Origin of the sequence: Chryseobacterium potabilaquae, assembly GCF_902728265.1 — a bacterium.
Classification (GTDB): Bacteria; Bacteroidota; Bacteroidia; order Flavobacteriales; family Weeksellaceae; genus Chryseobacterium; species Chryseobacterium potabilaquae.
This window is the reverse complement of sequence record NZ_CACVBR010000001.1, coordinates 232,623-244,357: the sequence shown is the minus strand read 5'-3', so window position 1 is coordinate 244,357 and position 11,735 is coordinate 232,623. Positions and strand designations below refer to the sequence as shown.

The 11,735-nt window shown below is 34.7% G+C and carries 9 protein-coding genes; 7 read left to right on the top strand and 2 right to left on the bottom strand.

Annotated elements, in window-relative coordinates; genetic code table 11:
* Positions 1 to 300: 300 nt before the first annotated feature.
* From CHRY9293_RS00875 to ilvA, 6 genes are read left to right on the top strand one after another with little or no spacing between them, the layout of a single operon-like run.
* The gene (locus tag CHRY9293_RS00875; protein WP_162031176.1) at positions 301 to 1,206 is read left to right on the top strand and encodes a branched-chain amino acid transaminase; all 906 of its coding nucleotides are present in this window, start codon (positions 301 to 303) and stop codon (positions 1,204 to 1,206) included.
* Positions 1,199 to 2,881 carry a dihydroxy-acid dehydratase gene (gene ilvD, locus CHRY9293_RS00870; RefSeq protein WP_162031175.1) on the top strand — a complete coding sequence of 561 codons (1,683 nt, stop codon included), beginning with the start codon at positions 1,199 to 1,201 and terminating at the stop codon, positions 2,879 to 2,881. Before CHRY9293_RS00875 ends, ilvD begins: the two co-directional genes overlap by 8 nt.
* Before the next feature lie 10 nt (positions 2,882 to 2,891).
* The gene (gene ilvB / locus CHRY9293_RS00865) at positions 2,892 to 4,616 is read left to right on the top strand and encodes a biosynthetic-type acetolactate synthase large subunit (protein ID WP_228455433.1); all 1,725 of its coding nucleotides are present in this window, start codon (positions 2,892 to 2,894) and stop codon (positions 4,614 to 4,616) included.
* 11 nt (positions 4,617 to 4,627) lie between these two features.
* A complete protein-coding gene (gene ilvN / locus CHRY9293_RS00860) occupies positions 4,628 to 4,906 on the top strand; it encodes an acetolactate synthase small subunit (protein ID WP_122547816.1) in 279 nt (92 codons plus the stop codon).
* Positions 4,907 to 4,947: 41 nt separating this feature from the next.
* Positions 4,948 to 5,994, top strand: a complete 1,047-nt coding sequence (gene ilvC, locus CHRY9293_RS00855) for a ketol-acid reductoisomerase (protein ID WP_122547815.1) — start codon at positions 4,948 to 4,950, stop codon at positions 5,992 to 5,994.
* 4 nt (positions 5,995 to 5,998) lie between these two features.
* Positions 5,999 to 7,258 carry a threonine ammonia-lyase IlvA gene (gene ilvA / locus CHRY9293_RS00850; protein ID WP_162031173.1) on the top strand — a complete coding sequence of 420 codons (1,260 nt, stop codon included), beginning with the start codon at positions 5,999 to 6,001 and terminating at the stop codon, positions 7,256 to 7,258.
* An 80-nt stretch (positions 7,259 to 7,338) separates the two neighbouring features.
* Here the strand turns inward: ilvA and CHRY9293_RS00845 are convergent, their stop codons facing one another.
* Positions 7,339 to 7,575: a hypothetical protein gene (locus CHRY9293_RS00845; RefSeq protein WP_162031172.1), complete on the bottom strand. Its 237-nt coding sequence runs from the start codon at positions 7,573 to 7,575 to the stop codon at positions 7,339 to 7,341.
* Between the two features lie 10 nt (positions 7,576 to 7,585).
* Entirely contained in the window at positions 7,586 to 9,979 is a 2,394-nt protein-coding gene (locus tag CHRY9293_RS00840; protein ID WP_228455432.1) for a hypothetical protein, read from the bottom strand.
* 393 nt (positions 9,980 to 10,372) lie between these two features.
* On the opposite strand from CHRY9293_RS00840, the gene CHRY9293_RS00835 reads away from it, so the two are divergent.
* On the top strand, positions 10,373 to 11,668 hold the full coding sequence (locus tag CHRY9293_RS00835) for a T9SS type A sorting domain-containing protein (protein ID WP_162031170.1): 1,296 nt from the start codon (positions 10,373 to 10,375) through the stop codon (positions 11,666 to 11,668).
* Positions 11,669 to 11,735 lie beyond the last annotated feature (67 nt).

Below are 11,735 nucleotides of genomic sequence, written 5' to 3'. Positions count from 1 at the left end.
TTGTAATTATGAGTCAGAAAAATATCAATATCACTTCCTTAGTCAATATTATTGTCATTAGCAATAATTAGGAAACGGTATTGTAAAAATTAATATAAATAAATATAAGCCGTTTCATTATTGAGACGGCTTTTTTAATTGTGTCATGAACCAGATAGTAATTATTATCGTTGTCATTGTCATTATTATTCCCTTACGGTTGTGAGATGGAAAGTATAATTATGTATATATACTTATAAGCCTTCTCACAAATTTGAGAAGGCTTTTTTTTACTCTTTTTATAAATAAAACTTAAAATAAATGTATTATAACGACAACACTATTGTGTATTACAATGGTAAATTTTTAAAAGCCTCGGAAGCCAATATCGATCTCTATGGACAATCATTACATTATGGTTATTCTGTTTTTGAAGGGATAAAATCTTATGAAACGAATGAAGGGACCCAAGTTTTTAAGGCGCAAGAACATTATGATCGTTTAAGACGTTCTGCTGAATTATTGCATATTCCTTTTGAATATTCTACGCAAGAGCTTATAGATTTGACGTATGAATTGCTAGAGAGAAATCAATTTACCAACGCATATATTCGGCCACTAGTTGTTTGTCCACCCAATATGTCTCTATCAAAAGGAAAAGAATCTCATTTAATCTTATTAGCATGGGAGTGGAGTAATGGTTATCTCGGTGATAAAATGAAAGTAATGACTTCTTCTTTTCAAAGGCCAAATCCACAAGCTTTTTTAATAGAGGCAAAAGTAGGGGGACATTATGTGAATTCTATTTTAGCTTGTCAGGAAGCAAAAGATAACGGATATGATGAAGCTATTTTATTAGATGAGAAGGGATATGTAGCAGAGAGCTCCGGAGCTAATATTTTTTACGAAAAAGAAGGTGAGCTTTTTACTCCTGCTAAAGGAAGTATTTTACCGGGCATCACAAGGTCTGTAGTAATCGATATATGCAAAGAGTTGGAAATCCCTGTACATGAGAAATTTTTCACACCAGAGGAAATGCGAGGAGCGGATGCTGCTTTTTTCTGTGGGACTGCTGCTGAAATTGTAGCATTAGACTCTATGGATAACGTACGTTTTGCAAAAGAATGGGATGAAAGCTTATGCTCTCTAATTCAAAAATCCTATAAAAATAGAGTAGTCGGTAAAAGTATTAACGAATTTAAAAATAAGGTAGAAGAAAATGCTTAATAAATATTCAAAAATTTTTACACAGAATGATGAGCAGCCCGCGGCTAAAGCAATGTTATACGGAATTGGTTTCACCGATGAAGATATGAATAAAGGGCAAGTAGGTATTGCTAGTATGGGCTATGATGGTAATACTTGTAATATGCACCTTAATGATCTTGCAAAAGTGGTAAAAAAGGGAGTATGGGAAAATGAATTGGCAGGCTTGATATTTAATACAATAGGCGTTAGTGATGGGATGAGTAATGGGACGGATGGAATGCGTTATTCTTTAGTAAGCCGGGATGTGATAGCAGATAGTATTGAAGCAATATGCGGAGGGCAATATTATGATGGCCTCATTACTTTGCCGGGATGTGATAAAAATATGCCGGGAAGTATTATTGCCATGGGAAGGCTTAACAGGCCATCAATAATGGTATATGGAGGAACCATAGCACCTGGTTGTTATAAAGGAGAACAGCTAAATATTGTTTCCGCTTTTGAAGTTTTGGGACAGAAAATAGCAGGGAATGTAACGGAAGAAGACTTCAAAGGGGTTGTAAAGAACGCATGTCCCGGAGCAGGGGCTTGTGGAGGAATGTACACCGCTAATACGATGGCTTCGGCAATAGAAGCGTTGGGAATGAGCTTACCTTATTCATCATCCAATCCTGCATTAAGTAAAGAGAAGCAGCAGGAATGTCAAGATGCCGGAAAATATATAAAACTATTATTAGAAAAAGATATAAAACCTTCTGATATTATGACACGCAAGGCTTTTGAAAATGCACTTCGTATCATTGTGATTTTAGGAGGAAGTACCAATGCGGTATTACATTTTATTGCGATGGCTAAAAGTGTTGGAGTTTCTGTAACGCAAGATGATTTTCAGAAAATGAGTGATGTTACTCCTGTTTTAGCAGACTTAAAACCAAGTGGAAAATATCTTATGCAGGATCTTCATGAGCATGGAGGAATACCAGCGGTGATGAAGTATTTGCTTAAAGAAGGTTTACTGCATGGAGATTGTCTTACCGTGACAGGAAAAACAATTAGCGAAAATCTAGAAAATGTTCCTGAACTTGATTTTTCAAAACAAAAAATTATAAAGCCGATTTCCCAGCCTATAAAAGAAACAGGACATTTGAGAATTCTGTATGGGAATCTAGCAGAAGGGGGAAGTGTGGCGAAAATAACAGGAAAAGAAGGAGAGAAGTTTTTGGGAACCGCAAGGGTTTTTGATGGAGAAAAAGATTTGATAAAAGGAATAGAGAGCCAAAGAGTGCAACATGGAGATGTGATTGTGATCAGAAACGAAGGTCCAAAAGGTGCTCCGGGGATGCCTGAAATGTTAAAACCTACAAGTGTACTGATTGGAGCTGGATTTGGAAATACGGTAGCTTTAATTACAGATGGACGTTTTAGTGGAGGAACACATGGTTTTGTGGTGGGACATATTACTCCGGAAGCTTACGAAGGAGGTTTAATTGCTTTTGTGAAAGATGATGATCTTATTGAGATAGATGCAGTGAATAATACCATACAGCTGAAAGTAACTCAAGAGGAAATCGATCGAAGAAAGAAGAATTGGGTACAACCAGAATTGAAAGTGAAAAAAGGCTTATTGTACAAATATGCAGTAAGTGTTTCCTCAGCAGCTGAAGGCTGCGTAACAGATGAACCAAAATTGTAAAATAATGAATATGAGTGTAGAAAATGGAACTGTAAGAGAGTTAAGTGGGAGTCAAGTAATCCTGGAAATTCTTCTACATGAAGGGGTCAAAACAATATTCGGATATCCCGGAGGGGCAATCATTCCTATTTATGATTCACTGTATGATTATAGAGAAAAATTGGAACATATTCTTGTTCGTCATGAACAAGGTGCGGTGCATGCTGCACAAGGACTTGCTCGGGTGTCAGGAAATGTAGGAGTGGCGCTAGCAACCAGTGGACCAGGAGCGACCAATTTAATTACAGGTTTAGCAGATGCTTTGCTGGATAGTACTCCAGTGGTATGTATTACAGGTCAGGTGTATGCTCATCTTTTAGGAACTGATGCTTTCCAAGAGATTGATGTTATTAATATTACTACTCCCGTTACAAAATGGAATTGCCAAGTTACGGATGCAGAAGAGCTACCTGAAATGTTGGCAAAAGCTTTTTATATTGCTAAATCCGGAAGACCGGGACCGGTTGTGGTTGATATTACTAAAAATGCCCAGCTACAAAAGATTCAGTTTAAAGAATATGAACCATGTAGCTTTATTTCTACTTATGATCCATATCCTACACCTGAATTGGATCATATCAAAAAAGCAGCAAATCTTATCAACTCTGCAAAACGTCCTTTTATCATTGTTGGACAAGGGGTAATACTAGGTAAGGCTGAACAAGAATTTTTGGAATTTGCTGAAAAATCGGGGATTCCGGTTGCTTGGACGGTTTTAGGAATGAGCGCTATCCCGACTCATCATCCTTCTGCAGTAGGAATGGTAGGAATGCATGGTAATTATGGCCCGAATGTACTCACTAATGAATGCGATGTACTTATTGCAGTAGGAATGCGTTTTGATGATCGTGTGACTGGAAAAGTGGATACCTATGCTACCCAAGCAAAAATTATTCATTTTGAGATTGATGATGCGGAAATCAATAAAAATGTAATTGCTGATGTGGCTATACTTGGAAATTGTAAACAGACTCTGCCTTTAGTTACCCCATTATTAGAACCTAAAGAATATAAGGAATGGAGAGGTAGATTTGATCATTGTGCTGAGATCGAATATAATGAAGTAATAGATAAGGAGTTGAACCCTATGGAAGGTGAAATTTCAATGGGAGAAGTGATTCGTAATTTAAATGAATTAACCCAGGGAAATGCAATTGTGGTTACAGATGTAGGGCAGCACCAGATGGTGACTTGTAGATACATACAGTTTAACCATTCCAAAAGTAATATTACCAGCGGAGGATTAGGAACTATGGGATTCAGTCTTCCTGCAGCGATTGGGGCTTCTTATGATGATCAGAATAGACCTGTAGTAGCGATTATGGGAGATGGTGGAGCACAGATGAATATACAAGAATTGGGGACTATTATGCAATTTAAACCCAATGTGAAAATCATGATCCTTAATAATTCATTTTTAGGAATGGTAAGACAGTGGCAGGAGCTATTTCATGATGAAAGATATTCATTTGTGGATATTGAAAGCCCTGATTTTATAAAACTCGCTGAAGCGTATGCTATTCCAGGAAAAAAAATACATGCTAGAGAAGATTTAGCAGCAGCGATGAAAGAAATGTTGGATCATGATGGAAGTTATATTTTGGAAATAATGGTTGAAAAAGAACAGAATGTATTCCCAATGATTCCACAAGGAAAAAGTGTTTCTGAAATAGTGTTAAAAAATGAAAAAATATAAAATTGAATCTTATGACTGGTAAAAAAGAATTTACAGTGACTGTATATATGCAGAATCGAACAGGAGTGCTCAATAGGGTAAGTATTATTTTTTCAAGAAGAAGAGTAAATATAGAAAGCTTGAATGTGACTTCTTCAGAAATGCCTGGTATAAAAAAAGTAGTATTCGTTCTTAGTGAAGCGGAAGAGGCAATGAGGAAGATTATTCGTCAAATTGAAAAGCAAATCGATGTTTTACAGGTATATCATCATATCAATTCACCTGTATCTGCAATCGCAAGTAATAATTAAAATATAAAATAAATAAAACAATCAAATTTAAAAATAAAAAAATGGCAAAATTAAATTTCGGAGGAGTAGAAGAGAATGTAGTTACAAGAGAAGAATTTCCATTGGAAAAAGCACAGGAAGTTCTAAAAGATGAAGTGGTAGCGGTAATTGGATACGGAGTACAAGGGCCAGGACAGGCGCTTAACCAAAAAGAAAACGGGATCAATGTAATCGTTGGGCAGCGTAAAAATTCTAAATCTTGGGATAAGGCTATAGCAGATGGATTTGTGCCGGGAGAAACTTTATTTGAAATAGAAGAAGCACTAAAAAGAGGAACCATCATTTGTTATTTATTAAGTGATGCAGCTCAAATAGAATATTGGCCAAAAGTAAAAGAACACTTAACCCCAGGAAAAGCCCTTTATTTTTCCCATGGTTTTGGGGTAACTTTTAATGAGCGTACGGGAATTTATCCTCCTGCGGATGTGGATGTTTTTCTTGTAGCTCCAAAAGGTTCAGGAACATCATTAAGAAGAATGTTTTTGCAAGGTAGAGGGCTGAACAGTAGCTTTGCTATTCATCAAGATGCTACGGGAAGAGCAAAAGATAGAGTTGTTGCTTTAGGGATAGCCATTGGAAGTGGTTATTTATTTGAAACTGATTTTAAGAAAGAAGTATATAGTGATTTAGCTGGAGAAAGAGGAACTTTAATGGGGGCAATCCAAGGAATTTTCGCAGCACAGTATGAAGTGTTGAGAAAAAATGGACATTCTCCTTCTGAAGCTTTCAATGAAACGGTAGAGGAATTGACTCAATCATTGATGCCTCTGGTAGCAGAGAACGGAATGGATTGGATGTATGCTAACTGTAGTACCACTGCGCAAAGAGGAGCATTGGATTGGTGGAAGCGCTTTAGAGATGCTACTTCTCCTGTATTTGAGGAGCTATATAATAGTGTTTCTTCAGGAAATGAAGCACAACTTTCCATTGATAGTAATAGTAAAGTAGACTATAGAGAAAAGCTAGAAGAAGAGCTTTCGGAACTTCGTGAAAGTGAAATGTGGAAAGCAGGGAAAACTGTTCGAAGCTTGAGACCGGAAAATAATTAATGGTATGAAAACAGAAGTTGACTCGACAGATTTTAAGAGTATATATCAAGCAGCAGAAAGGCTCCGTCATGTAGTAGTGAAAACGCCTTTGCAAATGAATACGAATCTCTCAAAATTGTATGGAGCCCATATTCGCTTTAAAAGAGAAGATTTACAAACGGTAAGGTCATATAAAATAAGAGGAGCGTATAACAAAATGATGACCTTATCTAGCGATGAGCTTGTAAAAGGTGTTGTTTGTGCAAGTGCAGGAAATCATGCTCAGGGAGTTGCTTCTGCATGTAATCACCTAAAAACTAAAGGGACAATTTTTATGCCTTTGCCTACACCTAATCAAAAATTGGAGCAAGTAAAAATGTTTGGAGGAAATTATGTGGAGGTAGTGTTATATGGAGATACATTTGATGAAGCTAAGGAAGCAGCGATGAGACTTTGTGAAAGTGAAGATAAAACATTTATCCATCCTTTTGATGATCCTTCTATTATTGAAGGTCAGGCAACTGTTGCATTGGAGATTCTTCAGCAATCGGATGTGCCCATTGATTACCTCTTTGTTCCGATAGGAGGAGGGGGACTTGCTTCGGGTGTTTGTAAAGTCTTTCAGGAGCTTTCTCCTCATACTAAGATTATTGGTGCAGAGCCTTCAGGAGCTGCGAGTATGAAAAGAGCAATAGAATCTGGTGCTCCTTATTTATTAGACAATATCAGTCATTTTGTGGATGGTGCTGCCGTACAGAAAGTGGGAGATATTACTTTTGAAACTTGTAAAGATAGGCTTCATGATGTAGTCCTTATAGAAGAAGGACAAATTTGCCAAACAATTTTATCTCTGTATAATAAAGATGCAATTGTGGTGGAGCCTGCCGGTGCTTTATCGGTATCAGCTTTAGAGGAATATAAAGACCAAATCAAAGGTAAAAATGTGGTTTCAATTATTAGTGGGAGTAATAATGATATCACGCGTATGGAAGAAATTAAAGAAAAAGCTTTATTATATGCAGGATTAAAGCATTATTTTCTTGTTAGATTTCCGCAAAGACCAGGCGCTTTGAGATCTTTTGTTATGGATGTTTTAGGACCTACTGATGATATTACTACTTTTGAATATACCAAAAAACATTCAAAAGAAAAAGGAATAGCTGTAGTAGGAATAGTAGTAAAAGAAACAAAAGATTTTGAAATTCTACTTTCTAAAATGAAACAAAATAATTTCTTGGTGAGCTATTTAAATGAAGAGCCGTCGTTGATGTCGCTTCTGACATAATATTTTTTTAATCTTTTTAAAATCCGATGTAGAGAGTTATTAATGAATACTCTCTACATTTTTTAGGAGGATTGTATTTTTTAATTAAGAGTTGACAATTTTTCAGAAAACTCCTTTGAAAATTCTTTTCTATCTTTCTCGAGCTTATCTTGTGTAGAAGGAAGAATATAATTAAATAATATTTTATCTTCATTATCTAAGAATATGATCTCTTTTTCGTTTCCGTCCACCATTTGAGCAAAAATCTCCCACATGGAAGCGTCTTTTAATTTTAATAAGTCAAAAAACTGTTCTGCTTTTATTTCTATTGTCTGCATGATAGTATATTTAAAATTCTAAAAGTTTTAATTTAAATTGTATTGCGAAATTTTGTTTGAAGTTTGGGGTAGTATAATAACCCACTCTATAAAATAGGCCTAAATTAAAGTATGTGGACAGAAAGTTGTTACACTCAAGGCCTACTTCCTGATAAAGATGATCTAATTTTTGAAATTTAAAATCATGATATTCAGGATGCCTCATATCTCCTTTGGTGCCTCTCAATACCAAATCAAAGCTTGATATATTTTGTCCGATACTTTTAAAATACCATGGAAGTTTATGAGTAAAATAATAAGCTATAAATTTATCATTATAATATTTACCTCCTTCCAGTGTGGCGAAACCTAAAAAAGAAGTAAGGTTGAAATTGAAATCCCTGCTTGGGGAGGCGAGACCATTCATCGTAAAGTTTTTCCATATAGGAGCGGCTCCGAATACAATCCCCCCATACAATCTGAATCCTGTAGTCCCTAGCATGGTTTTGAAATTATGTACAAAAAGGGCATCAAAACGAGTATAATTAAAATCTCCTCCTAGCATTTTGTAGCTTTGTTCGTAATTAAAATAGAGCTCAGGATATTTTTGATCTATTAATGACTTTCCCTGAGGAGTCATAATATTGGTAGAATTGGGCGAATATTTTAAAGTAACTAATGTATTAAAATTTTCAAATGATGAGCCTTTTCCTCGAAACTCATAATCAAATTTAGCTTCCTCGAAATTCCTTTTTGCAGCGACGACTAATGTAAAGCCGTTGGTAATATCATTTAAATAAGATACGGAAGCACCCCTGAAATGATAGTATTTATCATTGTTGAAATTGTTTCCATAGTTGGCCATTCTCATTTTAAAGTTCCATAACCTTCTATAAAACTCACCTGATGCATTCACATCATTATAATATTCAATTCTGAAAAAAGAATTTTTTTCCACGGTAGTTTTCATGTCAAGTCCAATACCGTATTTCCATTTTTGATCCCTTAAACCATAGGCAAAATAATAATCAGGTGAAATGTAGGGGTTAAAGCGTTCATTAAGTTTAGCTTTTAAGCCTAGTCTAAAACCTTCATAGGAGTTATAATTTACGACTTCATCTACTGCAAAATCTACAATTCCCATTCTTATTTGTCCGTTAAGCAAGCCTGTTATAGCTTGTGCTTTACTATCGATATTATATTTTTTACCAAGACTGTCAATTGTATTATAAGTGTTTTTTTCACGGAGGGTTAAAGAGTCTGTTCTATATAAATCTAAGGTTTTACCTTCTATATTTTTTACGGAAAAAGTATATCCTTTAAAGTCTTTAGGATTTTCTTCAATGGGAGAATTGAAGTCAAAATATCTTGACGTAAGAAATGCATAGGTCCCAAAACTTTTTCTTTCTTTTTTTTCGGTATCTTTTTTCGGTTGTCCCTTATCTTCTTCTTCCATTGCCATTTTACTCATTCTAAGTTTAACTGTTTCATGAGAAAGAAACCACTTGTTATTAAAAAATACCCATGTACTGGTAATAATACCATCGTTTTTATTTTTACTGAAGTTTTCGATTTTTTTTATTCCGTATGTTTCAGTATCTATATAAATGGAACCGTTATATTTTCTTTTTTTATCAAGTTTTTTGTAATTCACTTCTCGAAATTTGATCACAAAATTTTTCCGTCCTTCCATTTCGATGGTGTCCGTTAAGAAAAAGCGGTATAATCCTCTATTTTCTTGCATTAATTGATTAGGAAGCTTATCTCTATTGCTTTGTTGGAGAGCAATCATTTCATAAATGGGTTGCTTCAATCCGGAAATTCTATTATCTAGAATATTGATTTTTTCACCATATTTTTTAGAATATAAAAACTCTTGAGCTCTCTCCCAAAGAAATAATTTGCTTTTTGAAAATATCTGTCTGGCGGAAACATTATTTAATGAATCTTTCACTCTTTTTTTTCGGAACAATTTGCTGTCATCAAAAAATTGAGTAAACTGAGAAATACTATCTTCATCAATATCTAAAGAAACTTTTTCGTAAGATTTATAAGAATAAGAATCTAATGTTTTTGGAGAATTATTTCTAAATGCACGATTTACTTTTTTTAGAATTTCTAAGGCTCTGGGATCACTTTTATCTTGCAAAATTATGGCTTCGATGGCTGTTGTCTTTGAAGATTTTTTCAGAAGAGAAACCTGCATATTATTTTCAACCAGAACAGTTTCTTTCTGATAATGATTGGCTTCTACCTGGATGCTTTTACATTTAGTTTTAAATTCAAATACTCCTTGAGAATTAGTTTTCCCCAATATTTTTCCATTACAAAGAATTTGAGCTTCATTGATTGGCTTTTGATCGGTTTCGCCAACAACGGTTATTTTTGATTGTGAATAACCAAAAATAAAAAGCCATGTAAACATAAACAATACAATCCTTTTCATAAAAAGAAAACAAGAACAAAATTAGGAATATTTATTCTTTCAAAAAAGTTTTTGTTAATTGATATTAAGTGCTTTTTGATGGAAAACATCGTGTGAAAAAACAAAAAACACCTGAATTTTCGGAGGTTTTTTTATACTCCATTAAAAATTAATTGATAAGCGGATGCTTTCTCATAAGTATTTTCTAGGTCTTCAACGCTGTTCTCACCTACTATTGACAGCTAAGATTAATAAATATAATATGAACCATCCAATATAATATATTTTTCTTCTAAAAAAGTGAACTTTTGTAATCGTAATATGATAGTCTTGTAATTGTAAACATACTTTATAGGTATTATTGATATTTTATTTTAGTAAAAAAATAAAATGATGAAATTATTTATTTTCTGTAAATCTTCCACAAAGAGAGCGCATTCCCTTCTCTCTAATGGAATATTGATTTTATTGTTACTTCTTGGCGTAACAATTTCTGCCCAATCCATCGATGGAAAAACAAATGACTATACGCTTGCGGCAAAAGTGGATACAACTACGGATAGTGATGGGGATGGTATTCCTGATTATTTGGATGTCGATGATGATAATGATGGGATTCTAGATACTGTTGAATGCCCTGATGTTATTTTGCAATTACCTGCTTTTGATCTCAGTGGTGGTGAACCTCACTCCTTTTATATTCCTGCAGGTGATTTAGGTATTATCATTGATATTTATGAGTTAGATAATTCATTTAGGTTAAATATAAATGGAATTCCATTATCCAATCAAGAAATTCAGTTTTCAACAGGAAATGGACTTATACAAAATGTGCGTTTTGCGGATGGCACGATGTATGAAATCGGAGCTCCTCAAATTTGGACTATCCACGGAACCCCCTCTAATCCTATGATAAGAATTAATATTAGTCAGGAGGGATCTGTGTCTATGTATGGAAGTAAAACTTCTAATGGTCCACTTTATCCTTTACAGCTTTTTAATGGTGCAGTATTCAATACTATAGCTTTGAGCCCAAATGTTAATAGTGTTATGGTTGTTCAACAGGTAGATGGGCCAACCTATATTAAAGGTGCAGGTAGCTCGAAAAGAACTGGATTCTGTGATCCTGATGGTGATGGGATATCCAACCAATTGGATTTAGATTCCGACAATGATGGTTGTTTGGATGCTATGGAAGGAGGAGCAGAAATAGACCTATCTCAGCTCGTAAATGCAGGAGGTGTTGTGAGTGTGGGTACGGGGTCTATTGCTCATAATAAAAATCTTTGTGCGGGAAATGATTGTGTATCTACGAGTGGTAGCGGTAGAGGACTTCCTCGATTTGCGACTCCTCCGACAGGATATAGTAATACAACAGGACAAAGTATAGGAAGCTCACAAAATCCAACAGGCTGTAGCGTGCTAGCTACTCATGAGATTGGAATATCAGGTCCTAAACATATAATTTATCCGAATCCGGCTTATGATGAGTTCTTTGTAGAAAATATAGATAAATCAAAAGGTAAAATGAAAATAGAGCTATTTGATAGGTCAGGAAGACTTATTTTATCTGAAACGAGGGATACTACTAAAACGGCAGTTTCGACAAAAGGATTAGAAAAAGGAGTTTATATGGTTCATATTATACAGGGAGATAAAAAACAGACAGAAAAGTTAATCGTAAAATAAAAATATTTAAACCTGTGTTTTAACATCTTATTTAGTATTAAATTTAAGGAAACCGAATTTTGGTTTC

Excerpts from the sequence above, each read along its gene's own strand:
- ilvB (WP_228455433.1), top strand. The coding sequence starts at position 2,892 with ATGAGTGTAGAAAATGGAACTGTAAGAGAGTTAAGTGGGAGTCAAGTA.
- CHRY9293_RS00845 (WP_162031172.1), bottom strand. The coding sequence starts at position 7,575 with ATGCAGACAATAGAAATAAAAGCAGAACAGTTTTTTGACTTATTAAAA.
- CHRY9293_RS00835 (WP_162031170.1), top strand. The coding sequence starts at position 10,373 with ATGAAATTATTTATTTTCTGTAAATCTTCCACAAAGAGAGCGCATTCC.
- ilvA (WP_162031173.1), top strand. The coding sequence starts at position 5,999 with ATGAAAACAGAAGTTGACTCGACAGATTTTAAGAGTATATATCAAGCA.
- ilvD (WP_162031175.1), top strand. The coding sequence starts at position 1,199 with ATGCTTAATAAATATTCAAAAATTTTTACACAGAATGATGAGCAGCCC.
- ilvC (WP_122547815.1), top strand. The coding sequence starts at position 4,948 with ATGGCAAAATTAAATTTCGGAGGAGTAGAAGAGAATGTAGTTACAAGA.
- CHRY9293_RS00840 (WP_228455432.1), bottom strand. The coding sequence starts at position 9,979 with ATGTTTACATGGCTTTTTATTTTTGGTTATTCACAATCAAAAATAACC.
- CHRY9293_RS00875 (WP_162031176.1), top strand. The coding sequence starts at position 301 with ATGTATTATAACGACAACACTATTGTGTATTACAATGGTAAATTTTTA.
- ilvN (WP_122547816.1), top strand. The coding sequence starts at position 4,628 with ATGACTGGTAAAAAAGAATTTACAGTGACTGTATATATGCAGAATCGA.